The following is a 24,094-nucleotide window of genomic DNA, read 5'->3' as shown; positions in this document are numbered from 1 at the left end:
TGTCTTGAAGGAAGGCTAAGTACACCTTCTAACTCCCGATAATAGCGCTCGATCTCAAAGGGCTTTGGGCTCCCCTTCCAGGGCAGCACTTTTATCCCTGAACGATTCCGGTTCTCATCTTTCCTCTAATCTTATACAATTTGTCAATCCAATTTACAAATTATTACTTTTAGATAGGTCCATATCCTTAAACAATGGGTGACGGGAGCCCTCCACTTTTTCCTTCATTTTAAGAACATAGGAAGGCCTTATTTCCTGTTTCCACCGGGGATACCCTCCCAGCCAGACATAATTCAAGAGTTCAGCCAATCCCTCTTTACTGAAAAGATAGTCCCTTATTCGGATCTTTTTCCCGGCCTCTTCCAAAGTAATCGCTATTGGAGACAGGGGTGTGTATTTTTCTATCAAGGCCTTTACGATTTCCCTGGTTTTAAACCCCTCCGGATTCTGTTTAAACAGCTCAAGATCTCGGGGAAAAGGAAATCGGCGGTACACCTCGCCGATAAATCCCTTCAGCCTGGTGCCTCTGATGGCTCCATGCAAATCCCCGATATCCCCCTGGTTCAGAATATACCCGTCCCATTCCATCCCGGAGAAATCATCAGGGTCCTTATCGGCCAGGCGATTGATATAGCCGCAAAAATCCTGGGCAAACCAGAAATAATTATTAAGAAGCAGGAGATCGGACTCGATATTAAAAAATCCGAAAACCACTTCTCCGTGGCTTAACGATGAAAAACCTAACGGCATGGGTTTGACAATAGGGCACCCCTCGGGTAATGCGCTCCCTATCCCTGTTCATTTTCGATATTATATTGCTATATTAAAGGGGGGTTAAGTTCAAGGGAAAATGCTGGAGGGGCTGATGATAAAAGACAATGGACAGGGGATAATTTTTAGTATAAGGGTATTCTGAAAAAAATGCGACCGGTCTTTTCTGGTCGATAAAAAGGAAAAGGCGGATCGTTTAATACAATAGAAAAGGAGAATAGCCATGTATAATCTGGATGGTCAGGTAGCCATAATCACAGGAGCGGCCAGCGGGATCGGCCGGGCCATTGCTTTACGTCTCTCCAACGAAGGGGCAACCGTGGTGGCTGCGGATCTTAATGAAAAGGCCGTGGAAGCCGTAATCCAGGAAATCCTCAGTCGAGGTGGACAGGGTCTTGGATGGCCAATGGACGTCGGCAACGAAAAAGAGGTTCAACAAATGGTTCAGGAAAGCCTGAAAAAATTCGGTCGGATCGACATCCTGGTTAACAATGCCGGGACGGGAGCTACCGGGTTGGTTATCGACCATACGGTGGAAGACTGGGAAAAATCCATGAAGGTAAACCTCAAAGGGACCTTCTTATGTTCCCGTGAAGCGGCCAAAGAGATGATCCCCCGAAAAAAGGGACGGATCGTAAATATATCCTCTATCGGCGGGAAAGAGGGTGAAGAATTCATTGGCGGGTATTGCGCCTCCAAATCCGGTGTCATCAGTCTGACCCAATCTATGGCCAAGGAACTGGGGCGTTACCAGATAACGGTCAATGCCGTTTGTCCGGGATATATCTGGACGCCCATGTGGGAACAAATGGCCGTTTGGTTCAAAGAGAATTTTCCGACCCTGGCGGATAAAACTCCCCGGGAAATTTTCGAAGCCCGGGTCAAATCCGTCACCCCTTTGCGCCGTCCCCAGGACCCGGAAGATATCGCCAACCTGGTGGCCTTTCTAGTCTCCGAGGAAGCCAAGAATATCTCCGGCCAGGCCATCAATGTCGATGGAGGAGCCAAGATGCATTAGGAGGCTGGTTGCTGGTTACTGGATACTGGTTACTGGTTGCTGGATACCGGATACCGGATGCTGGTGGCCAAAAAGTCGCTGAAAAAAGGTTTTCTGAGTCTTAGAATTGTTTTAGTCCCCAAATCCCGCCAAGTTGTATCGGTTGACTTTCCATAAAAATCAATAAATTCTGGACAAAAGAGAAAAATTTTGGTATAAATATAAGTTTGGTATTTCTAATACGGTCTATGATCTTGGAAAAAGAGGCTCCATGGGTATTCAGGCTTTAAAAGGATTTAAAGACATTCTCCCCGGTGAATCGGAGAAATGGGTCTTTATGGAAGAAACGGCCCGCCGGGTTTTCCAAACCTTCGGCTTTTCGGAAATCAGGACCCCCATACTGGAAAAAACAGAGCTTTTTATCCGGTCCATCGGGTCCTATACGGATATCGTTGAAAAGGAAATGTATACGATAACGGACCGAAGTGGGGATTCGATTACCTTACGGCCTGAGGCCACGGCCTCGGTCCTCAGGGCCTTTATCGAACATAATCTCCAGGGCCAGCAACAAATCCATAAGCTTTTTTCCATCGGTCCCATGTTCCGTCATGAACGCCCGCAAAAAGGCCGGTTTCGCCAGTTCCATCAGATCAATGCCGAATATATCGGAACCGCCAGCCCCTATGCCGATGCCGAGATTATTTATTTATTGATAAAAATCCTGGACCGCATGGGTCTTCAGGAGACCCGTTTGAAAATAAACTCTTTAGGCTGCCCCCTTTGCCGACCGTCTTTCAGCGCAGCCTTGAAGGATTTTTTAGAAGGGCAAAAAGAAGTTCTCTGTCCGGACTGCCGGCGGCGGATGGAATCCAATCCCCTGCGCGTATTTGACTGCAAGGTGGAACGGTGTCAGGAGGTCTTGAGCGGGGCCCCGACCGTTACAGATTTTAATTGTCCCGATTGTCAGAAGCATTTCAGTCAGGTCCAGGAACTTATCGAACGACTTTCCGTCCAGGTCCACCTGGACCCCCGGTTGGTACGCGGCTTGGATTATTATTGCCGGACCACCTTTGAGATCAGCGCCAGCCACCTGGGCGCCCAGGATGCCGTGGCCGGAGGGGGGCGTTACGATGGCCTTATCCGGCAAATGGGCGGACCCGACCTGCCGGCAATCGGGTTTGCTATCGGATTGGAACGGGCCGCCCTTTTATTGACTTCTCAGGAAGAATGGATCAACCGACCCTTTGTTTTTCTGATCCCTTTGGGCGCAGAGGCTCGGGATAAGGCCTTTGGTCTTTTAAGGACCCTCTATAAAAAAGAAATCCCGGCCCTCATGGAATATGAGGACAAAAGTCTGAAGAGCCAACTTAAGCGGGCCGATAAAGCCAAAAGCCCTTATGCCGCCATTCTGGGCACGGAGGAGTTGAATAAGGATCGAATTTTGATCCGTAATCTGAATACCCAGAGCCAGGAAGAAATTCCGATCCCCCAATTCCTGGATTATTTTTTGGGAAAATACATAGAAAATCAAGGCGACTGGTGTAAGGTAAAAGGACCTGGGGAAAATTCCTGAATTCAGAATCCAGGGGATAGATAGTTAAGCGAAGCGATCCTTAATCAGCTTATTAAACCCTCATGTCCCGCTTGGAGCGGGACACTACGAAACCTGAAAATAGATTCAAGGTCCAAGGTTTTTCTTACTTGAAACATGCCTCTTGCATCTTGAAACTTTATTTTCGGGCTTAAGGAGAACCTATTGACTGAAAATAAACCGATCGGGCAGCGGACCCACGACTGCGGATCTCTGACAGCCCAGGATATAGGACGGATGGTCCATTTAGCCGGCTGGGTGGACACCCGCCGGGATCACGGAGGACTTATTTTTATCGACCTTCGGGACCGGGCCGGAATCACTCAGGTGGTCTTCAACCCGGAGACCAACAGTCAGGCCCATCAACAGGCCCATCAACTGCGCAGTGAATATGTGATCACCATCCACGGAAAAGTCCGGGCCAGGCCTGAAGGCATGGCCAATCCCAACCTGAAAACCGGGGAAATTGAGGTGCTGGTCAATGAGTATCAATTACTCAATACCTCCAAAACCCCGCCCTTTACCCTGGAAGAAACGGCCGAAGTCTCGGAGACCGTCCGCCTCCGTTACCGTTATCTCGACCTGCGCCGTCCCAGCCTGCAAAAAAACTTTTTTGTCCGTCACCAGGCTATCCGGTTTATTCGAAATTTCCTGGACCAAAAAGGGTTCATAGACGTGGAAACCCCTTTCCTGACCAAAAGTACACCGGAAGGAGCCCGGGATTATTTGGTCCCCAGCCGGGTCCAACAGGGGAAATTCTTTGCCCTGCCCCAGTCTCCTCAACTTTTTAAACAGCTCCTGATGGTGGCCGGCTTTGATCGCTATTACCAGGTAGTCCGCTGTTTCCGGGATGAAGACTTGAGGGCCGACCGCCAACCCGAATTCACCCAGTTGGATATGGAATTATCCTTTATGCATGAGGATGATATTGTTATTTTAATTGAAGAACTTATCTGTAAATTGTTCAAGCATATTCTTGGAATGGAAATCCCTTCTCCCTTCCGGCGCCTGACCTATGAAGAAGCCATGAACCGCTACGGAACCGACCGGCCGGACCTGCGTTTTGGGCTGGAAATAAAGGATCTGACCATACCAGCCGGCCGATCCGAGGTTAAAGTTTTTGCCGAGGCGGCCCAAAAAGGGGGATGTATCAAGGCCCTGCTGGTGCCGGGAGGTGCAGCCTTCTCCCGTAAGGAATTAGACGACCTGACCGGTTTGGCGCAGGAATGGGGGGCCAAAGGCCTGGCCTGGGCCAAGATCCTTCCCGAAGGCTGGCAGTCTCCGTTGGCCAAGTTCTTTAAAGAAGAAGAACGGAAGACCATTGACCGGACCCTGGACGCCCAACCAGGGGACCTGATCCTTTTCCAGGCCGACGTCCCCTCCATAGTCCATGAAGTCCTGGGGAAGATCCGTCTCCATTTGGGGAATCGTCAAGACCTGCCCAAAAACCAATATGAATTTACCTGGGTCCATCAATTCCCCCTCCTGGAGTACCGGCCGGAAGAAGGACGATACGGAGCGGTTCATCACCCCTTTACCGCACCGTTGGAGGAAGACCTTCCGCTCCTGATGTCCCAGCCGGGGAAGGTCCGATCCCGGGCCTATGACCTGGTCCTGAACGGAAACGAGATCGGCGGGGGCAGTATTCGTATTCATCAAAGGGGAATGCAGGAAAAGGTCTTCCAGGTCCTTAACATTTCGCAGGAAGAGGCCGAAGAAAAATTCGGTTTTCTATTGGAGGCCCTGGAAATGGGGGCCCCTCCCCACGGCGGAATCGCCTTCGGGCTGGACCGCTTGATCATGCTCATGACCGGAGCCCCTTCGCTCCGGGAAGTGATCGCCTTTCCCAAGACCCAAAAGGCGGTCTGTCCCTTGACCAACGCCCCGACCGGTGTCAGCAGAATTCAGTTGAATGAGTTGGGGTTGCGGTTGGATGTCAAAAAATAAAACTCTATCGAATATCGCTGGTGGTTACAGGGTCCAAGTATTCGAGAGGCTAATTATTAGTTCGGAGTTCGGAGTTCGGAGCAAAACTCATTACTCCGAACTCCGAACTGTTGGCCCGACTTATAACACCTTTATCCATAGACTCTTTAACCCTTAAAGTAAAAGTTTGGAAGGAAATAGTATGGCCCGCTGGAACCCGAACAAAAAAGTCTTGGACCATGAACACACGCCGTTCTGGCGCTATGAGTTGAAGGATGTCAGTGATCCGAATCTGCAGCGGGACATCTTCCCCTATGATCAGGTCTGCCGCATCGACTTCGACCATAAAATCCTCCCCATTGATCCCAGCGAAGAATTATGGATCACCGATACCACCTTTCGGGACGGCCAGCAGGCTCGCCCTCCCTATACCTTGGAGCAAATCCTCAAGATATTTGATTTTCTCCATCGGATGGGAGGCCCCTACGGGGTTATCCGGCAGACTGAATTTTTCCTTTACAGCAACAGGGATAAAGAGGCCCTCCGAAAGTGTCAGGAAAGGGGTTATCCTTATCCGGAAATTACCGGTTGGATTCGCGCCCATCCCAATGATTTAAATCTGGTCAAGGAGATGGAACTTAAAGAAACAGGGATATTGACCTCGGTCTCCGACTACCACATATTCTATAAATTGAACATGACCCGACCCCAGGCCTTTTCACAATATATTTCCATCGTTCAGAAGGCTCTGGACATGGGGATTACCCCCCGCTGCCACATGGAAGACGTTACCAGAGCCGATATTTACGGGTTTTGCGTTCCCCTGGCCATTGAACTGATGAAACTGAGAGAGGCCTCGGGTGTGGATATCAAAATTCGTCTCTGTGACACCATGGGCTATGGGGTTACTTATCCGGGGGTGGCCCTGCCCCGCAGCGTCGCTAAATTAATCCGGGCCATGATTGATGACGCCGGGGTGCCGGGACGACTCCTGGAATGGCATGGCCACAATGATTTTCATAAGGGATTTATTAATGCCACAACGGCCTGGCTTTACGGGTGTGCCGCTGTAAACGGGGCGCTGCTGGGCTTTGGAGAAAGGACCGGCAATACCCCGGTTGAAGGCCTGCTGATCGAATATATCAGCCTTCTGGGACAGGATAACGGCATTGATACCAAGGCGATTACCGAAATGGCTGAGTATTTTGAGAAAGAAATCCATTACGTCATACCGGCCAATTACCCTTTCGTGGGGACGGATTTTAATGCCACCAGCGCCGGGATCCATGCCGACGGCTTAATCAAAAATGAAGAAATCTATAATATCTTCGATACCCAGAAAATCCTGGGTCGGCCGATCAGTATTATTATTACCGATAAATCAGGGACAGCCGGTATCATCCACTGGTTAAACAAACACCTTAATCTCGAAGGTCCAAGGGCCGTAGACAAACATCATCCCGGGGTGGTTAAGATTTACAAATGGGTCATGAGACAGTATGAGGAGGGGCGGGTTACCTCCATCTCCGCCCAGGAAATGGAACGGATCAGCCGGAAATACCTGCCGGAATATTTTGTCTCCGAATTTGATGAGCTCAAACAAAAGGCCTATCATTTGGCCTTCCATATCGTTGAAGAAATTCTGGAGCGGGAAGAAATTCGCAGTATGAACCCGGTTATCCAGGAACCGGTCATGGAAAATTTTATCGAACTCAATCCTTTTATCCAGTTTATTTACATCACCAATCTGGAAGGGAAAAAAATCACCAAAAATATTACCCGCATCGTTGACCGGGCTAAATACCAGATTTTCAAGTTGGATGAGGACTTTTCAGACCGTTCCTGGTTTACCCAACCCATTAAAGACGGAAAGATCCATATTACCGATTTTTACACCTCCAAAATCACCGGGGCCTTGTGCATTACCGTTTCCGGAACGATCCGAAATGAGGGGGATGAAATCCTGGGGGTTCTGGGGATCGATATCAAATTTGAGGACCTGGCCAAAATGGACCAGAATGGAGAATTGTAGTATCGAGGCTTGACCCCGCCGGAACTAGGGTTGCTGATTGACTTTTTATAGATCCACCATTTTTTTGATCATATTTTTAATTAGACTTGACAAAACAACTTAGAATTATTAAAAACTTCAAGTTGTTATTTCGGAAATAATTTATTAAACCCAAAGGAGGAATTATTGTGGCAGCGGTATTGGCACCTATGGCCGGGAAGGTCATTGATATTAAAGTGAATGTAGGCGATTCGGTTCATGATGAGGATGAGGTGGCTATTCTTGAGGCTATGAAAATGGAAATGCCGATCCTGAATGACGGAGAAGGGACGGTAAAAGAGATCAAAGTGGCCAAAGGGGATTCGGTCGAGGCCGATCAGGTCTTGATGATCATCGAATAAAGGCCCAAACCAGACAAGCAGATTAATAAACAGATTGCGGGTGCTGACTTTGTTCCTGGCTGCAAAGCCGGCACCCCCTTAAAAATGATTAAAAAAGCCCGACTAATGTTCTGTTTTTCGGCGTTAATATTTGATCTTTCCGAAAGATTGTGAATATTTTAGTAAACTAATCAGATAGTAAGCACTTATGCCCAGGGGAGGACCTTATATCATGAAAATAGGTTCAAGGGACAGGGTTCAGGGTTTTCTCACTTGAAACTTGTATCTTGAAACTTTATTTCATATTAACTACTTCAGACAGGTGAAGGATGACAAACGAAGACCGAATTAAGGAATTAGAAGCGCTGAATGCCCAGGCCGAATTGGGCGGCGGACAGGATAAGATCGACAGTCAGCATCAAAAAGGCAAATTAACCGCCCGGGAGCGGATCGAACATCTCTTAGATAAAGATACCTTCGAGGAACTCGATAAGTTTGTGGTCCATCGTTGTTATGATTTCGGCATGCAAAAACAAAAAATTTTTGGCGACGGGGTGGTCACCGGATTCGGTCGGATCAACGGCCGGTTAGTTTATGTCTTTTCCCAGGATTTCACCGTCTTTGGCGGCAGTCTGAGCGGCCCTTTTGGAGAAAAGGTCTGTAAGATCATGGACCTGGCCTTAAAAAACGGGGCCCCGGTTATCGGCCTCAACGATTCCGGGGGGGCTCGTATCCAGGAGGGCGTCGTCAGTCTGGGAAGCTATGGAGATATTTTCCGGCGGAATGTCCAGTGCTCGGGAATCATTCCCCAAATCTCGGCCATCATGGGTCCCTGTGCCGGAGGGGCGGTTTATTCGCCGGCCATAACCGATTTTATCATCATGGTGGAAAAGACCAGCCATATGTTTATTACCGGTCCCCAGGTTATTAAGGCCACCACCCATGAAGAGGTGGAACCTGAGGCCTTAGGCGGAGCGACCAGACATAACACTACCAGCGGGGTAGCCCATTTCTCGGCCAAAGACGACAAAAAGGCTTTGGATATGATCAGGGAACTCTTATCCTTCCTGCCTCAAAACTGTAATGAGAAACCTCCCCAGAGAGAGCCCCAGGACGATCCCAACCGCATAGACCTGAATCTGAGGACCGTCATTCCGGACAACCCCCGCACCCCCTATGACATGAAAAAGATCATTCTCTCCGTGGTGGATGACAATCATTTTTTTGAAGTCCAGAAATCATACGCCACCAACATGATCGTCGGTTTCGCCCGCTTAAACGGGATGCCGGTAGGAATCGTAGCCAACCAGCCTCGGTCTTTAGCCGGTTGTCTGGATATCAATGCCTCCGATAAGTGTGCCCGATTTGTCCGCTTTTGCGATTGTTTTAATCTCCCGATTGTCACCTTTGTCGATGTCCCCGGCTTCCTGCCCGGTGTGGCCCAGGAACATGGGGGGATTATCCGTCACGGGGCCAAGATCATCTATGCTTACTGTGATGCCTGGGTACCTAAGGTCACGGTCATTACCCGCAAGGCCTATGGCGGGGCTTATGATGTCATGGGCAGCAAACACCACGGCGCCGACATTAACCTGGCCTATCCGATGGCCGAGATTGCGGTCATGGGGCCGGAAGGGGCCGTGCCTATCGTCTTCCGCAACCAGCTCAAAGAAGCCGCTGATCCGGAAAAAACCCGCCAGGAATTGATTGAGGATTATCGGCGGACCTTTGCCAGCCCCTATAAAGCTGCCGAGCTGGGGTATATTGATGAAATAATCCTGCCGGAATTCACCCGGCCCAAATTGATTCGAGCCCTGGAGTCTTTAAAAACCAAGGTCGAGGTCCGCCCTCTCCCCAGGAGACACGGGAACATACCATTATAAATAAAGGTCCAAGGTTCAAGGTCCAAGGTCCAAGGTTTGGGGCTTAAATCCTTTCACCTTATCCTTTACCTTAAACCTTATACCGAGATAATATTTGGAGAGTATCATGTTTGATCCCGATAAAACGGCCCATCTCAAAAAAGAACAAAGCGACTGGCAGGAGAAAATTGAGGCCAAACTGACCAAATCACCGGAAAGAAAAAATGCCTTTTCCACCATTTCGGAGATCCCGATCCAGCGGGTCTATACCCCGGCCGATGTTTCCGGTCTGGATTATGACCAGGACCTCTCGTTCCCCGGAGAATACCCTTTTACCCGCGGGGTTCAGCCCACCATGTATCGGGGCCGGTTCTGGACCATGCGCCAATATGCCGGTTTTGCCAGCGCCGAAGAATCCAACCGCCGCTATAAATATCTGTTGGAGCAAGGTCAGACCGGTCTTTCCGTAGCCTTTGACCTGCCTACCCAGATCGGATATGATTCCGATCACCCCTTATCACAGGGGGAGGTGGGAAAGGTCGGAGTGGCCATCGATTCCCTTCAGGATATGGAAACACTCTTTGCAGAGATCCCGTTGGATAAAGTCAGCACCTCCATGACCATTAATGCCCCGGCCGCTATCCTGCTGGCTATGTATATCGGGGTGGCGGAGAAACAGGGCGTTTCCTCCAAAGAGTTGAACGGGACCATCCAAAACGATATCCTGAAAGAATATTCTTCCAGGGGGACTTATATTTTTCCGCCCCAGCCTTCTTTGCGCATCATTACCAATATCTTTGAATTTTGCTCCAAAGAGGTCCCTAAATGGAATACGATCAGTATCAGCGGCTACCATATCCGGGAAGCAGGGTCCACGGCCGTCCAGGAAGTGGCCTTTACCCTGGCCAACGGGATTGCCTACGTGGAAGCGGCTCAAAAGGCCGGACTTTCCGTGGACACGATCGGGCCTCGCTTGTCCTTCTTTTTTAACGCCCATTTGGATTTCCTGGAAGAAATTGCCAAGTACCGGGCCGCCCGTCGACTCTGGGCCCGACTGATGAAGGAACGCTTTGGGGCCAAAGACCCCCGTTCCCTGATGGTTCGATTCCATACCCAAACGGCCGGCTGTTCTTTGACCGCCCAGCAGCCCAAAAACAATATCGTTCGGGTGGCTTTTCAGGCCCTGTCGGCGGTCCTGGGAGGAACCCAGTCCTTGCACACCAATTCCATGGATGAGGCCCTGTCCCTGCCGACCGAGGAAGCGGTCCAGATTGCCTTACGGACTCAGCAAATCATCGCCAATGAGACCGGGGTTACTGATACCATCGATCCCCTGGCCGGCTCTTATTATCTTGAGCATTTGACCACCACTATCGAAGAAAAGGCCATGGAGTATATCCGGCGGATCGATGAGATGGGGGGAGCGGCCGCGGCTATTGAACAGGGGTTTATTCAAAAAGAGATTCAGGAAAGCGCTTATCGCTTTCAGAGGGGCGTGGAAACCGGGGAACGGACCGTGGTTGGACTCAACAAGTTTCAGGTCAAAGAACCGCCGCCATCCGGGTTATTACGAGTCGATCCGGCCGTCAGGGAACAACAAATCCGGAAGATTATCCAACTGAAACAGTCACGGGACAGCCAGAAGGTTGAATCCTGTTTGGCCGATCTGAAGAAATCAGCCGAAGGCTCGGAAAACCTGATGCCTCCCATTTTAGAGGCCGTTCGGGCTTATGCCACCCTGGGAGAAATTTGCGATACCTTGCGGTCTATTTTTGGCGAATATACCGCGGTCTCAACCCTATAGGAGGTCTTATTCAATGGTTGCAGGAAGGAAAATACGCGTTCTGGCCGCCAAACCCGGCCTGGATGGTCATGATCGAGGGATCAAGGTAATTTGCCATGCCTTGCGGGATGCCGGCATGGAGGTCATTTATACCGGTCTGCGCCAAACCCCGGAGCAGATCGTGGCCACCGCGGTTCAGGAAGACGTGGATGTCATTGCCATGAGCGTCCTTTCCGGGGCCCATGATTACCTCTTTCCCAGGGTCATGGAACTGGTCAAAGAAAAAGGCTTAAAAGATGTGTTGGTGCTTGGCGGGGGGGTAATCCCGGAAGAAGACATCCCGAATCTGAAAGCCGCCGGCATCAGCGAAATCTTCGGCCCGGGGACCTATACCACGGATATCATCGACTTTATCCGGAAAAAGGTTGGGATAGAACGGCCAGCCTGCAATTAATGAGGCCCGAATTTCCTAATCGGGAACTGGAATCGAATATTTTTAATGGATTATGTGGTTACCTGGATTCCCGCCTGCGCGGGAATGACGACTTTTACAATTCCATTATTCTTTATCCATAGCTTATTGCCCATTGCCTCCTGCCGATAAGTGCCTAAAGCAGCCCCTTCTTTTTCAGTTCCTTGAAAATTTCCTGCCCCTCGTTCAAACCTCTAAAGATGGCAGCCGAGGTAATGGTAGCGGAGGAAACGGCATCGACCTTGGCCTTGAAAGAAAAAGGGTGGTAAATAAATCGGCCGACGATCTTTTTGCGCATCCTGGCTATATCGGCTTCAGTCCAGTTCTCATTATCAGTTTTGGTTAATTGGAGAGGTATAAACTGTTGAATCTTGCCGCTGGGTTCAAAGGTGACGATAAAATGGGTGTCATGACAGAGGTCGCAGGTCGGGAGTTGGCTGATCACTGCAGCAAAAAGATTTCCGGTCTGCCCTTCTTTTTTAACGGTTCCGGCATAGATGGCTCTTCCCCCTCGGAGATCAACTTTTTCAAATCCGGTTAACGCCTTGCCTTCTTCGGTAAAAGCTTCTTTGATTTTAGCTTGAATTTCCTCATCCGTCATGGGAGGCTTGGCCGTTAATATCCTGGCCTCGGTTCTTTCACCTTTTTTTTTAATATCCTCCGGATTGGTCTTCAGCAACAGCTCCAATTCCGAAAAAAGCTCTTCAACCTTTTCGGTGAACCCCAGGTGCGTCGAGGCCACGACAACCGATTTCCCTTTTGCCCCTCTTCTAACCAAAATCGAAAAGGGGGTTGGGCCTCCCCCTATGGCCTTGTGCAAGTCATAGTCAGGATCGGGAACGATAGGAAAAGGCACCTGGAAATGATCTCGAAAAATTTTAATTTCCTCTTCATTGTTGCCCACGCCAAAGGCTACGATTTTAATCTTTTTTCTGATCTCCTGCCGGGCCTCAAGGCGGGCAAAAAGCTTATTATAAACCGGAGCCATATTCTGGCAACTGGCACAATAAACATTCATAATTTCTACCAATATCACCTCAGCCTGAATGTCCTTGACGGCAAAAAATTTCTTCTTCGGAATCCCCAAATAGGTTTTATCCCTGGGGTTAACCGGGGCATTCAGAGTTGTTTTTGGAAAAATATCCCCTGCCGTGATCACTGATTTTTCCTGAGCCTGGATGGGATTGGTCCATCCCGGGGCCAATAGAACTGCCCCTGACAGAATGAACAACAACAGGTTTCTCTTAAGCATGGTCGCTCCCCCTTTCCCGCCTTTCCATTATTCTCTTCCATCTTAATGATTTTATTTTCTCCCCTTCCCGAGTTATCCACAAAGCAGCCAGCCGCCGATCCTGATTGATAAGGGACTGGCTTTCCCGCCGATCAAGGACCATGGTAGCGGTTGCCAGGGCATCGGCTTCTTCTGCCGTGGGGGCTATGATGGAGGAGCTGACCGACCAGGATGGTGACAGGCCGCTTTCGGGAGAGAGTATATGATGGTGGATCTTTTCCTGGTCGAAATAGACCATATAATTCCCGGAAGTGGCAACCGCACCATCCGTCAGAAAGATTCTCTCTCCAGTAGCCCGCTCGTTGACGGGATCATGAACCGCAATCCGCCAGGGCAACCCGGTTCCATTTCGTCCTCCGAAAACTCGGAGGTCCCCACCGGCATCTACTAAAGCATGTTCTATCCCATTTCCCTGGAGAAAACCGATAATCTTATCCACAATCGTCCCCTTGGCTATTCCGTCAAGGGTGATCCCCATGCCCTCTTTACAAAAAGAGATTTTCTTAGGTTCGATTTTTAATCCTGAGGCACCTACCCGGTTTAAAGCCTCCTGGATGGACGGGTCTGAGGGAAGATGTCCCAGCCTGTTTTCGGTTTCATAAAGGTCCAGAAGAGGTTTGACGGTTACATCAAAAAGACCTCCGGTCCTGGAATGGATCATCAGGGATTGGCGCAGCACCTTAACCAGTTCCGGCGGGGGATTTTTAATAAAACCTCTCTCATTCAAATAATCGAGAGGTGTCCCGCTTTCATGGCGATTAAATAGTTGAACCCAGTTTTCCATTTTGTGGAAGGCCGTTCCAAGAACCGTTTGGGCCTGATCACGGGAAGGATGCAAAAGGGTAATGGTGACAAAGGTCCCCATAAGATTTCTGGTCTCGGAGACCTGGACCAGGGAGGAAGAAAATGAAGTCGTATTCAGCGGTGCGGCAAAGCTTTCAACGGCCTTCCCGGCCCCTAGAATACACAGGGTTTGAATAAAAGTTCGCCGGTCCATAAAGGATTTCATCTATTGCTCCCTTCCGTAGTCGGAGTGTCTTCTTATTATGAGATGAAAGCGATGTGCGATTTCGGTGAAGAACCTTTTTATACTGAAGAAGGTTATAATCGTCTAAAGTTGAAGAGGTGGCGGGCTTAACCGCCACCTCTTATCCAAAGGTTAAGGGGCGGGTCTGTTCAACTCTTCAATCATTTTGTCTTCTGCGGCCTTGCTATACACTTCTTTGCCGCCGACCGACAGGGTGTTCACTTTAATAGATTTATATTTCTTGCTCACTTCACCTGTCACTTCGACCGTCTCCAGGGCATGTCTGGCTTTGAGGCCGAGGGTAAGATTCGGCATGAAATAATAATCACCCTTTGGGGTTACCAACACAAAATCATTCTCCAAATTGATCATCGGATCGGCTTTGTCGATCGGGCAAATATAACCCCTTGTCAGACAGGTATAGCCGGTTATCTTGCCTTTTACGGTCGACATCTTGGCATTGGCCACCAAAGCAGGGATTAATAACATCACCAGCACTGCCAGGAAAAAACAATATTTTTTGGTCTTCATTCTTTTTTCACCTCCTTTCTTTCAGCAACTCCGCAGAAAAAAACCCGCGGGGGAAAACGATTAAAAAAAAAATTGGGTTACTCCAGGGCCCACTGCAATTCTAAAGATTAAACATTATTTCTTTTTCCCGGCCCCTTTTTATTTCAATATAACCCACTCGAGGCTGAGAATAAATACAGTCAATCCTGTATTTTTTAAGATAAAAAACTGTAAATTAAAAAAAAATTATTCAAGTTTGGTGTGGACCAGCCTTCTGCGGCCAAGGCCGAGCGGCTTGATGGTCAGCATCGATTTTCGAAAGGGCTTCCCCGTATTCAAGACAACCAGGTTTGCTTTTTGTCCCTTCCTGGAAAGGAGTTCAACAAAAAAGGTCTCGGGCTCCATCTGGTCCTGTCCCTTGCCCCCGCCGCGGAGGAACCACGAATAATCTACTCCGAAAACGGTAACCCGGTAGCAACGGGCTTTTAAAAAATTATTTTCCGGCCCTGGTTCGGGAAGTTCATCGAAAAGAAGGGGCCGGCGCAGGGGCGGAGGCAAATAGCTCCTATCCATCCGTTGAACTTGGGCCCATCCCAGATGATTCACTTCGGCAACCCGTTTGATGCTCATATCCTTGCATTGTCTGCCGATCTCATCCTCGAACCGCCTGGTGAACCGTCCACAAGCTGCGACCCAGGGCAAGGCCTCTTGCTTTACGGCTCCGCATTTATGGCATAAAATTCGTCGATATTCAAACTCCACATAAATCCGGGTACCCCCACAGGATAAATCCCGGATACAATGCCAGCGGCTGTCATAATATCCGTTTTGGATTTCCTGACAAGAGGAGCAAATATTTTTATTTTGAATCCTTTGTAAGGTGACGACCCGGGCCCCCGGGTCTTTCAGGTGGGGTTTAAGCTCTTGGAAGGCTTCAAATCCGGGAAAATGATACAGACTTCTAAGGGTCTCTTTTTCCTTCATATTTCAACAATCAGGGAAATCGTTAACAGCACCCTTTTGGTCCTCCATCGTATTCTTTTTAATAATACTCTGACCGACTTTATCCCTTCCCTCCTGGTTCCCTTGGGCCCGACAGCTTTCCTGCCGAGAAAGAGAAGAGAATGATTAGGGTTAACGGCTTATCGGATATGGACATGTATAGAACGGATTAGACAAGATTCAATGATTGAGAGGTGACGGCCAGGACCGCCACCTCTCTTCTAAAGGTTAAGGGGCAGGTTTGTTCAACTCTTCAAACATTTTGTCTTCTGCCGCCTTGCTGTAAACCTCTTTACCGCCGACCGACATGGTATTCACCTTAATGGATTTGTACTTGGCGTTAACATCCCCACTCACGGTGACGACCTCCAGGGCGTGTCTGGCTTTAAGGCCGATGCTGATATTCGGCATGAAATAATATTCACCGCTCGCCGTAACCAGCACAAAATCCTTTTCCAAATTAATCATCGGATCGGCTTTGTCGATCGGGCAAATATACCCTCTGGTCAGACAAGTAAAACCGGTGATCTTACCGGTTACCGACATCATTTCAGCATTGGCTACCAAAGCAGGGACTAACAACGCCACCAATACGCCCAGGACTAAACAATACTTTTTGAAATTCATCATTTTTTCACCTCCCTCCTTTTAAGTAGCTCCGCTACGAAACTTGCGGGCCTAAAATTTTTTACTTCAAACTACCAAACGATCTAAATCTTATTGTTGCCGGGATGTTATTGGCATGCCTTATTTTTATTGTTGCCGGTGTTGTTATGGGCATGCCTTATTTTTAAGTATAATATAAACAGTTTAGAATTTAGAATAAATAGGGTGAACCCTGTATTTTTTTAATAAAAATACTGTAATTTAAAGCGTTTTTTAAATATTATCCCTTTTATTTTCTTATTTTTTCCGGAACAGGCCCATTCAAAGATCAGGCGGCGGATATCCGGCCGATTAAACTCTCCGCAAAACCGAAGCCCCTTTTTTCAGTCCTGTCGGTTTGATCAAAATAAGGTTATTTTTAAAAAAATATACAGAATGGATACTATTTACTTCCTTCTCTTTTTCACCAATGATGAAAATTAAAAAGGGGTTAGTTTATTAAATAAATGGCTTAGAAAAAGGGGGAACTATGGAAACTATTATGGGACATATCGATCTCCAGTGTTGCGTAACCGATGCCTGGAAAGGTTTTATTGACAACCTGGAAAAATCCATCCAAATGCTTGATGAAAAATTAACCGAAGCGGAAAATATGTCTTCCCAGGTAACCGGAGAATGGGCCAGGGCCATTGAACATGTGATAGATGATTTGTCTAACTTTGTCTTTTCGATCAGCGAACCTCGAGGGGCATCGGAAGAATATTCCAAAAAGATTGGAAATCTAAGAAAACGCCTGCATGACCATTATGCGCGATTTAAATCGATTAAGGCCGCCAAGGGGTTCGAGGAAAAATCATAACGCAAGCCGGAAACAAAGGGAATTTCAAACAACCAGAAAGGAGCAACCATGAAAACCATTCCTATTAACATCGAGAATGTCCAATTGGATTTCGAAACCGCCCGGAATATTTCTTGGGCCGTCGCCAAAGGATTGAATCAGGAAACCTCTTTAATGGCCTGGTTCGATAAAAATAAAAACAAACATTCCCCTTCTGAAGTAGAATGCAATGCCGAAAACATTACCGGGTGGGAGGAATACGGGATCCACCATGGGGGGCAGGGAAAGTTTGTCATTAATAACGGAGAATATGTTTTTATTTACACCTGAGAGGAATGTTGCGACCGACATTCTTGGGAGGGACTAAAAATGGAAAAGATGGAAGTAAAAAGTTTGAACGTTCCCGATGAAGTAAGGACCTTTGATAAAGGCAAATTGGAACTCATTAATATTGGAGGGGCGACTGTGGGCCGGGCGACCTTTCAGCCGGGTTGGAAATGGTCCGAATCGGTTAAACCCCTGGTTAATACCAAAAGCTGTGAGGCACCCCATTTCCAATATCATCTCTCCGGAACTTTGAGAGTTCTAATGGACGACGGGACCCAGGCTGATTTAAAGGCCGGGGAGGTCTCCTTATTGCCACCCGGGCACGATGCCTGGGTGGTCGGAGACGAACCGGTGGTGGTGGTCGATTTTCAAGGAATGGTCGATTATGCCAAGGCGTCCGTAAAAAAATAAGCTTCGAATACAATAAAGAGACTCTGGAATCCCGGAGAAAAGGTCTTGTCCGGTGATGACCGGGGTCTCTTTTTTCTGTCTTACACCCGCACGACCAGGTTTTCCGTACCTTTTCTTTTATCTTTATTGACATGGTGATCCTCTCCAAAATCAAACCATCTGGGAAGATGGATTCTTTTAATAATGACTTAAAGGGCTCAGCGGGGCCTCTATCGACTTATCCGACAACCCTTTTACAATCGGGCAACTCTTGCAACGCAAAAGTCCCTGTCCTACGGTATAGGTAAAAAGGTCACCCCGACTAATCAGGTCAGCTTTTGCCTTCTCTGAGGCCTTATACCTTTTCTGGCAGGCCTGCTTTGAAATCTTTAAATTTCCAGGCTGATAAGGACAGTCAATCCTTTCTTGAAGGTTCATTGACAGCCAATACTCTACTGAATTGATAGTACGTCCCATTGATTCCTCCTCATAAAAGAATAAATTCATACAATTAGCCATTAAAAACCCATAACGGGCTCCTGAATGAATATTAAGGGCTCCCAGTCGCGAATCTTCTTGTCTATTTTCCGTTTCTATTTTAAAGTACCCCTCAATATAAAATCAGGAAGAATGAATTATTTTGTTTGTTATTCTAAAAAATAACTTTATAATAATAAATACAGTAATTAGAGTATATTGCTGTTTAATTGTCTGTATTTTATCCAGCAGGAGTGAGGAAGATGGGAGAAAAAAAGCGAATATTCATTGCTGAAGACCATACCATTCTCAGGGAGGGATTAAAGCTCCTTTTGTCCTCCTGCCCGGATTTTGAAATTATCGGGGAGGCCGCCGATGGACTTGAGGCGATACAGGGGATAGAAAAATTTTCACCGGATTTGGTTTTAATTGATCTTTCCATGCCCAGAATGGACGGAATTGAGTCTATCAAAGAAATCAAAAAACGCCATCCTGCCACAAAAATTATGGCCCTGACGGTTCATAAAACCGAAGAATACGTATTGGCTGCCCTGAGGGCCGGTGCAGACGGGTATATCTTAAAGGATTCGACTCACAGCGATTTGATAACCGCCATAAAGAGTGTTTTTCTCGGAAAGCGCTATCTCAGTCCTGGAATATCCAAAATGGTCATAGAAGGTTATCTGGAAGGAAAAGACCCGTTAAAATCCAAATCTTCCTGGGAGACCCTGACCCAAAGGGAGAGAGGGATCCTCAAACTGATCGGCGAGGGTTATAAAAACAAAGAAATCGCCGAGTTCCTTTGCATCAGCCCTAAAACCGTGGAAAAACATCGATCCAATCTCATGAGCAAATTAAATCTCCATAGCACTTCAGCTTTGACGGCCTTTGCATTGGAGAAAGGACTAATCGCCAAATAGATTTTTAGGCACGCACCTTATCCGGAAAAAATTTTCCAAACGGCCTTAACCTGAGTTCCAGTACCGGAAACGGACCGGATTGTTAATCTACCCCCCGAAAGGTTGGCCCTTTCCTTCATACTGACAAGACCTAATCCTCGCCCGAAATTGGCAATGGGAGATATTTTCCGCTGATCAAATCCCAGCCCATTATCCTTGATCGTTAAAATTAAATTTTCCCCCCGCCTCCCGAGGGATAAGGAGACCGCATCAGCCTCGCTATGCCGGGCGACATTGTTCAAGGCTTCTTGGACAATCCTGAAGATTACACTCTTCAGTAAGACCGGGACATCGTTTTCTTTAATAGAAATCTTGGAGTTGATTCGGATGGCTGGATGTTTAGTCTGGAATTCCCGGCAAAACCGGGATATCGTCGCCAGGATCCCTGAACTTTCCAGAGAATGCGGGATCATATCCATGCAAATCCTTCGAACTTCTTCGACCGCTTCTTGAATGACGGGAATAATTATCTTTAGACCTTCCTTGACTTTTCCCGTGTCCTCACGGCCTAATCGTTGAATGGCATCTTCCACCCGATATTTAATGGCGCTTAAATATTGCTCAATGCCGTCATGGAGTTCTTGGGCCACCCGTTTCCTCTCATTTTCCTGGGCGGTTAAAATTTGCGAGGAAAGATAGCGAAGACGTTTTTCCGACACCGCCAGGGCCTCCTCCACCGGTTCCCGTCCTTTTATCCCTTGCGGGGAATGCCTGTCAGTATCAACCAATTCAGCCATTTGTTCTTTAAATCGTTTTTCAAACTCTTTATGGTTTTTTTTGAAGTTCCTCTTAAATTTTCATATTGATTTTATTTTTACACGAATTGGTTATTAAGGTAAATAAGGTATAGCCTGTATATTTAATTCTAAACCTGAGTAGGCGGAGAAAATATTATTTTCTCCTTGACCCTTTGGACTTCGCATTTTATACTCCACTTCTTTTAGTTTTTTCATCCTTCCTAAACATCGGAGTTCTTTTTATTATGACGAACCAGAACCATATTTTCAAGATTGCCCAGGAATTAAGTCTTGCCCCCCAACAGGTCCAGGCCACCGCCGACTTATTGAATGAAGGGGCCACTGTCCCATTCATCGCCCGTTATCGGAAAGAAGCCACCGGTTCCCTGGACGAGGTAGCCATCCAATCGATTCGCGACCGGATGGCCCAACTCCAGGAGCTGGACAAACGCCGCGAAGCTATCCTCAAATCCCTTGACGAACGTAAACTGCTTACCGATGAGATAAAGGAGAAGATCCTGGCGGCCGAAACCCTGGTCGTCTTGGAAGATATCTATTTGCCCTACCGTCCCAAACGCCGGACCCGTGCGACGATTGCCAGGGAAAAAGGGTTGGAGCCTTTGGCCCAACTGCTTTTTGCCCAGGAAGAAACCGATCCGACGGCCGCCGCGGCAGCTTTTGTCGATCCGGAAAAGGGTGTTGACGGCCCGGAAGAAGCCCTGTCCGGGGCCCGCGACATCATCGCCGAATGGGTTAATGAAGACCAGACCGCCCGGACCCAACTGCGTGATTTTTATGCTTCCCGTGCTGTTTTTAAGTCTAAGGTTATCCCGGAAAAAGAGGCTGAAGGGGTCAAGTACAAAGATTACTTCGGCTGGGAGGAGGAGGCGGCTACGGCACCATCTCACCGGATCCTGGCCATGAGGCGGGGGGAAAAGGAAGGCTTTCTCCTCATGCGGGTCTTGCCCCCTGAGGAAGAAGCCATTAGCATCCTTGAAAGCCTTTTTGTCAAAGGAGAAGGATTGGCCTCCGAACAGGTCAAAATGGCCGTTCACGACAGCTACAAAAGACTGCTCTCCCCCTCCATGGAAACCGAGATCCGCCTGGCCACTAAAAAGCGGGCCGATGAAGAAGCCATAAGGGTCTTTGTCGAAAACCTTAGACAACTGCTTCTGGCATCGCCCCTGGGTCAAAAAAATGTTCTGGCCATCGATCCCGGGTTCCGGACCGGTTGTAAAGTGGTCTGCCTTGACCGTCAGGGCAAGCTGCTCCATCACGAAATGATTTTTCTGCTTTCCGAAAAAGGGACCACTGAGGCCGCTTTGAAAATCCTCGACCTGTGCCGGCGATTCGGCATTGAGGCCATTGCCATTGGGAATGGCACGGCAGGGAGAGAGACGGAGGCTTTCATCCGGAGTCTCAACCTCTCCAAGACCATTCAGGTCGTCATGGTCAATGAAAGCGGGGCTTCTATCTATTCGGCCTCGGAAGCCGCCCGGGAGGAATTTCCGGATCAGGATGTGACGGTCCGAGGTTCCGTTTCCATCGGCCGGAGATTGATGGACCCCCTGGCCGAACTGGTCAAGATCGATCCCAAATCCATCGGGGTCGGCCAATATCAACACGATGTGGACCAGGGTGATTTAAGAAAGAGCCTCGATGACGTCGTGGTCAGTTGTGTCAATCATGTGGGGGTGGAAGTCAATACCTCCAGCAAACAGTTACTGGCCTATGTCTCCGGTTTGGGACCTCAATTAGCTAAGGGGATTGTCGAATACCGGAATGAACACGGGCCTTTTAAGTCCAGGGAAGAATTGAAACAGGTCCCTCGTTTAGGACCCAAGGCCTTTGAACAGGCCGGTGGGTTTCTAAGGATTCGGGACGGAGAAAACCCCCTGGACGGAAGCGCCGTCCACCCGGAAAGCTATCCCATTGTCGATGCCATGGCCCGGGACCTGGGGTGCTCGGTCCTGGACCTGATGCACGACGAGATCATCCGGAATAAAATCGATCTGAAGCACTATATCTCGGAAAAAGTGGGCCTTCCTACCCTTAAAGATATCATGGCGGAGCTCTCCAAGCCAGGCCGCGATCCAAGGGAGTTGTTCGAAGTCTTCCGGTTCACCGAAGGGGTTGAAAAGATAGAGGATGTCAAGCCCGGCATGAAACTCCCGGGCATCGTGACCAACATCACGGCCTTCGGGGTCTTTGTCGATATCGGAGTCCATCAGGACGGACTGGTCCATATCAGCGAACTTTCCGACCGGTTTGTGAAAAACCCGGCGGAGGTGGTCAAGGTCCATCAAAATGTATCGGTTACGGTTCTGGAGGTTGATCTGCCCAGAAAACGGATTTCTCTTTCAATGAAAACCGGTCGTCCCCGATCCGAAGGACAGTCAAAAAACCAGGAGAAAAAGAAGGAAGAAAAAAGGCCGGAAAAGGACAGGAAACTCAAAAGCGTTTTTACCAACAACCCCTTTGCGGCCGCCTTGGGCGACCGGAAATTTAAGTCTTAATCCGCTTTCTTTTATTCAGGTCCCCTCCTTCACCCTACCCATCGGATAGGGAGAAGGAGGGTTATAGGTTTATTCTGAATTCTGGCTCCTTTTTTCTGGATTCCAAAATTCACAGACCTTTTAATCCCCTGCTGGGCTCTTTCCTTTGCACCGATCCAGATTCGGGTCCATCAAGGGCAAGATCTTAGCGGCCGGGATCGTGGTAATCGGACCGGAAAAAGAAGTATTATTATACCAATAATAGGGAGGCATATTAAAAGCTGCCTTTTGTTGTGCCGGCGGCACATATTCGGCGATGTAATAGTCTTGAATGACCTTGTGATCGCAAGGTCTCATCTTCATGACCGTACCCAGCAAGTCCTGGTAGGTATCCCCTTCCCAGACCTTGATGATCTTCTCCGGGTCCAGGCTGGCGGCCCGCTCGATGACACTGAAGAGCCAGTACATTTGCATGGTGTAGGCCCCGCCGGTCTCGTAGAAATGTTCGTATCGTAACGTGTTGAAGGGGGCTTGCCACTTGGTCTTCCAGAGATTATTCCAGGTCTTATAGAATTTAATCACATCAGGATTTTTGAAGAAAGGGCCGGAGGTAAACTGGCTGACCCCGATCAATCCCTTGGTGCCCTCAACGCCGACCTCGGCCAGGAAAGGGGCGTCATTCAGAAAAATATGGGCAAAGGGCAGGTTCATCCCCATCTGCCTGGCCTGCTTGACCAGGTTGGCCGCGTCCGGAATCCAGTCCCCGGTGAAAACCACCTCGGCCCCGGAGGCCTTGATCTTGGTCAGATAAGGGGCGAAGTCCGTCAAAAACAGCTTGTGATAATCCTCGCCAACGATCTGGGCCGTCGGAAAGTATTCTTTCAGGCCTTTTTTAAACCCATCGGCCAGGTCATGCCCGAACATGTAGTCCTGGCAAAGGATGTAAAACTTTTTCTCTTTTTTTCGGAGTTGTCCGTAATAATAACCAAAACTCTTGCCGATCGCCCCGTTGGAAAAGGAGGCCATGAAAGAATAACGGCTGAAGCTGGTGGCATCATAAAGATCATCGGACAAGGCCGCGGAATCGATGGCGATGACCTTGTATTTATTGGCCACTTCGTTGATGATCTTCATCAGGTTGCTGCCGTTGGTGCCCCAGAGCACATGGACCTTTTCCTGCAGGACCATCCTTTCGCAGACTTTCTTGGTCTGGTCCGGCTTGGACATGTGATCGGCCTTGATGACCTGAACCAACTTTTTCTTGCCGTCCACCAGAATCCCGCCCCTTTTGTTGATGTCATGGGCCGCCCATTGGACGCAGACAAAGAATAACTCTCCCACGGAAGCGGCCGGTCCTGAAAAGGAGGCCACCACGGCGATCTTGATGGTGTCCCCGGAAGGGACCACCGGATGATTCGGATCGAAGTCGGACATATCACCCATTTTTTTAACATCAAAAGCGGCATTGGCTGCCAGGGTTTTGGATGGGGTTACCGCTGTCAAGGAAAAAAAGGATAAAATAAAGACAAGGATTAATAGCAATCTACCGACCTTACCAATCGCATTCATTTTGTATCTCCTTTAATTTTTTTTGATAAATATCTTTCGCATAGAACTTCCAAAAAAAGCGGTAACACCTCCT

Annotated in this window: 21 protein-coding genes; 13 read left to right on the top strand and 8 right to left on the bottom strand. The window is 48.4% G+C overall.

Features of this window, described 5'->3' with window-relative positions; translation table 11 throughout:
- Positions 1–153 precede the first annotated feature (153 nt).
- Complete coding sequence (locus HY879_11465; GenBank protein MBI5603963.1) at positions 154–714, bottom strand: hypothetical protein; 561 nt, start codon at positions 712–714, stop codon at positions 154–156.
- Positions 715–994: 280 nt separating this feature from the next.
- On the opposite strand from HY879_11465, the gene HY879_11460 reads away from it, so the two are divergent.
- The 8 genes from HY879_11460 (at position 995) to HY879_11425 (ending at position 11,775) form a co-directional block, all read left to right on the top strand.
- Positions 995–1,789, top strand: a complete 795-nt coding sequence (locus HY879_11460) for an SDR family oxidoreductase (protein MBI5603962.1) — start codon at positions 995–997, stop codon at positions 1,787–1,789.
- A 250-nt stretch (positions 1,790–2,039) separates the two neighbouring features.
- On the top strand, positions 2,040–3,341 hold the full coding sequence (locus tag HY879_11455) for a histidine--tRNA ligase (protein ID MBI5603961.1): 1,302 nt from the start codon (positions 2,040–2,042) through the stop codon (positions 3,339–3,341).
- 183 nt (positions 3,342–3,524) lie between these two features.
- Complete coding sequence (gene aspS / locus HY879_11450) at positions 3,525–5,306, top strand: aspartate--tRNA ligase (GenBank protein MBI5603960.1); 1,782 nt, start codon at positions 3,525–3,527, stop codon at positions 5,304–5,306.
- Between the two features lie 181 nt (positions 5,307–5,487).
- Complete coding sequence (locus HY879_11445; GenBank protein MBI5603959.1) at positions 5,488–7,317, top strand: histone-lysine N-methyltransferase; 1,830 nt, start codon at positions 5,488–5,490, stop codon at positions 7,315–7,317.
- 188 nt (positions 7,318–7,505) lie between these two features.
- A complete protein-coding gene (locus HY879_11440) occupies positions 7,506–7,697 on the top strand; it encodes an acetyl-CoA carboxylase biotin carboxyl carrier protein subunit (GenBank protein MBI5603958.1) in 192 nt (63 codons plus the stop codon).
- A gap of 308 nt (positions 7,698–8,005) precedes the next feature.
- Positions 8,006–9,559: an acyl-CoA carboxylase subunit beta gene (locus tag HY879_11435; GenBank protein MBI5603957.1), complete on the top strand. Its 1,554-nt coding sequence runs from the start codon at positions 8,006–8,008 to the stop codon at positions 9,557–9,559.
- A gap of 106 nt (positions 9,560–9,665) precedes the next feature.
- Positions 9,666–11,342, top strand: coding sequence for a methylmalonyl-CoA mutase family protein (locus tag HY879_11430; protein MBI5603956.1), 1,677 nt, complete (start codon positions 9,666–9,668; stop codon positions 11,340–11,342).
- Between the two features lie 13 nt (positions 11,343–11,355).
- Positions 11,356–11,775, top strand: a complete 420-nt coding sequence (locus HY879_11425; GenBank protein ID MBI5603955.1) for a cobalamin B12-binding domain-containing protein — start codon at positions 11,356–11,358, stop codon at positions 11,773–11,775.
- 154 nt (positions 11,776–11,929) lie between these two features.
- Here HY879_11425 and HY879_11420 read toward each other — a convergent pair whose 3' ends face one another.
- The 5 genes from HY879_11420 to HY879_11400 all read right to left on the bottom strand — a co-directional run bounded on the left by HY879_11420 (position 11,930) and on the right by HY879_11400 (position 16,253).
- Complete coding sequence (locus HY879_11420; protein ID MBI5603954.1) at positions 11,930–13,045, bottom strand: hypothetical protein; 1,116 nt, start codon at positions 13,043–13,045, stop codon at positions 11,930–11,932.
- Positions 13,038–14,093: an FAD:protein FMN transferase gene (locus HY879_11415; GenBank protein MBI5603953.1), complete on the bottom strand. Its 1,056-nt coding sequence runs from the start codon at positions 14,091–14,093 to the stop codon at positions 13,038–13,040. Before HY879_11415 ends, HY879_11420 begins: the two co-directional genes overlap by 8 nt.
- 150 nt (positions 14,094–14,243) lie before the next feature.
- Complete coding sequence (locus HY879_11410; protein MBI5603952.1) at positions 14,244–14,642, bottom strand: hypothetical protein; 399 nt, start codon at positions 14,640–14,642, stop codon at positions 14,244–14,246.
- Between the two features lie 225 nt (positions 14,643–14,867).
- Complete coding sequence (locus HY879_11405; GenBank protein ID MBI5603951.1) at positions 14,868–15,605, bottom strand: transposase family protein; 738 nt, start codon at positions 15,603–15,605, stop codon at positions 14,868–14,870.
- A gap of 246 nt (positions 15,606–15,851) precedes the next feature.
- On the bottom strand, positions 15,852–16,253 hold the full coding sequence (locus HY879_11400) for a hypothetical protein (protein MBI5603950.1): 402 nt from the start codon (positions 16,251–16,253) through the stop codon (positions 15,852–15,854).
- A 505-nt stretch (positions 16,254–16,758) separates the two neighbouring features.
- Here HY879_11400 and HY879_11395 point away from each other — a divergent pair.
- The 4 genes from HY879_11395 to HY879_11380 all read left to right on the top strand — a co-directional run bounded on the left by HY879_11395 (position 16,759) and on the right by HY879_11380 (position 19,181).
- Entirely contained in the window at positions 16,759–17,088 is a 330-nt protein-coding gene (locus HY879_11395) for a hypothetical protein (protein MBI5603949.1), read from the top strand.
- Between the two features lie 48 nt (positions 17,089–17,136).
- Positions 17,137–17,397: an AF1514 family protein gene (locus HY879_11390; GenBank protein MBI5603948.1), complete on the top strand. Its 261-nt coding sequence runs from the start codon at positions 17,137–17,139 to the stop codon at positions 17,395–17,397.
- A 39-nt stretch (positions 17,398–17,436) separates the two neighbouring features.
- The gene (locus tag HY879_11385; protein ID MBI5603947.1) at positions 17,437–17,805 is read left to right on the top strand and encodes a cupin domain-containing protein; all 369 of its coding nucleotides are present in this window, start codon (positions 17,437–17,439) and stop codon (positions 17,803–17,805) included.
- 719 nt (positions 17,806–18,524) lie between these two features.
- Positions 18,525–19,181: a response regulator transcription factor gene (locus HY879_11380; protein MBI5603946.1), complete on the top strand. Its 657-nt coding sequence runs from the start codon at positions 18,525–18,527 to the stop codon at positions 19,179–19,181.
- 17 nt (positions 19,182–19,198) lie between these two features.
- Here the strand turns inward: HY879_11380 and HY879_11375 are convergent, their stop codons facing one another.
- Positions 19,199–19,957: a sensor histidine kinase gene (locus HY879_11375; protein ID MBI5603945.1), complete on the bottom strand. Its 759-nt coding sequence runs from the start codon at positions 19,955–19,957 to the stop codon at positions 19,199–19,201.
- Between the two features lie 245 nt (positions 19,958–20,202).
- On the opposite strand from HY879_11375, the gene HY879_11370 reads away from it, so the two are divergent.
- Positions 20,203–22,473, top strand: coding sequence for an RNA-binding transcriptional accessory protein (locus HY879_11370; protein MBI5603944.1), 2,271 nt, complete (start codon positions 20,203–20,205; stop codon positions 22,471–22,473).
- A 120-nt stretch (positions 22,474–22,593) separates the two neighbouring features.
- On the opposite strand, the gene HY879_11365 is transcribed toward HY879_11370, so the two are convergent.
- Positions 22,594–24,021: an ABC transporter substrate-binding protein gene (locus HY879_11365; protein MBI5603943.1), complete on the bottom strand. Its 1,428-nt coding sequence runs from the start codon at positions 24,019–24,021 to the stop codon at positions 22,594–22,596.
- Positions 24,022–24,094: the final 73 nt, after the last annotated feature.

The sequence above is a fragment of the Deltaproteobacteria bacterium genome (genome assembly GCA_016219225.1).
Classification (GTDB): Bacteria; Desulfobacterota; RBG-13-43-22; order RBG-13-43-22; family RBG-13-43-22; genus RBG-13-43-22.
This window is presented reverse-complemented; position numbering and strand designations above follow the sequence as displayed.

Bases quoted from the DNA above. Each gene is read 5' to 3' on its own strand.
- HY879_11460 (MBI5603962.1), top strand. From the start codon at position 995: ATGTATAATCTGGATGGTCAGGTAGCCATAATCACAGGAGCGGCCAGC.
- HY879_11455 (MBI5603961.1), top strand. From the start codon at position 2,040: ATGGGTATTCAGGCTTTAAAAGGATTTAAAGACATTCTCCCCGGTGAA.
- HY879_11445 (MBI5603959.1), top strand. From the start codon at position 5,488: ATGGCCCGCTGGAACCCGAACAAAAAAGTCTTGGACCATGAACACACG.
- HY879_11440 (MBI5603958.1), top strand. From the start codon at position 7,506: ATGGCCGGGAAGGTCATTGATATTAAAGTGAATGTAGGCGATTCGGTT.
- HY879_11435 (MBI5603957.1), top strand. From the start codon at position 8,006: ATGACAAACGAAGACCGAATTAAGGAATTAGAAGCGCTGAATGCCCAG.
- HY879_11430 (MBI5603956.1), top strand. From the start codon at position 9,666: ATGTTTGATCCCGATAAAACGGCCCATCTCAAAAAAGAACAAAGCGAC.
- HY879_11425 (MBI5603955.1), top strand. From the start codon at position 11,356: ATGGTTGCAGGAAGGAAAATACGCGTTCTGGCCGCCAAACCCGGCCTG.
- HY879_11420 (MBI5603954.1), bottom strand. From the start codon at position 13,045: ATGCTTAAGAGAAACCTGTTGTTGTTCATTCTGTCAGGGGCAGTTCTA.
- HY879_11415 (MBI5603953.1), bottom strand. From the start codon at position 14,093: ATGAAATCCTTTATGGACCGGCGAACTTTTATTCAAACCCTGTGTATT.
- HY879_11410 (MBI5603952.1), bottom strand. From the start codon at position 14,642: ATGAAGACCAAAAAATATTGTTTTTTCCTGGCAGTGCTGGTGATGTTA.
- HY879_11405 (MBI5603951.1), bottom strand. From the start codon at position 15,605: ATGAAGGAAAAAGAGACCCTTAGAAGTCTGTATCATTTTCCCGGATTT.
- HY879_11400 (MBI5603950.1), bottom strand. From the start codon at position 16,253: ATGATGAATTTCAAAAAGTATTGTTTAGTCCTGGGCGTATTGGTGGCG.
- HY879_11395 (MBI5603949.1), top strand. From the start codon at position 16,759: ATGGAAACTATTATGGGACATATCGATCTCCAGTGTTGCGTAACCGAT.
- HY879_11390 (MBI5603948.1), top strand. From the start codon at position 17,137: ATGAAAACCATTCCTATTAACATCGAGAATGTCCAATTGGATTTCGAA.
- HY879_11385 (MBI5603947.1), top strand. From the start codon at position 17,437: ATGGAAAAGATGGAAGTAAAAAGTTTGAACGTTCCCGATGAAGTAAGG.
- HY879_11380 (MBI5603946.1), top strand. From the start codon at position 18,525: ATGGGAGAAAAAAAGCGAATATTCATTGCTGAAGACCATACCATTCTC.
- HY879_11375 (MBI5603945.1), bottom strand. From the start codon at position 19,957: ATGGCTGAATTGGTTGATACTGACAGGCATTCCCCGCAAGGGATAAAA.
- HY879_11370 (MBI5603944.1), top strand. From the start codon at position 20,203: ATGACGAACCAGAACCATATTTTCAAGATTGCCCAGGAATTAAGTCTT.
- HY879_11365 (MBI5603943.1), bottom strand. From the start codon at position 24,021: ATGAATGCGATTGGTAAGGTCGGTAGATTGCTATTAATCCTTGTCTTT.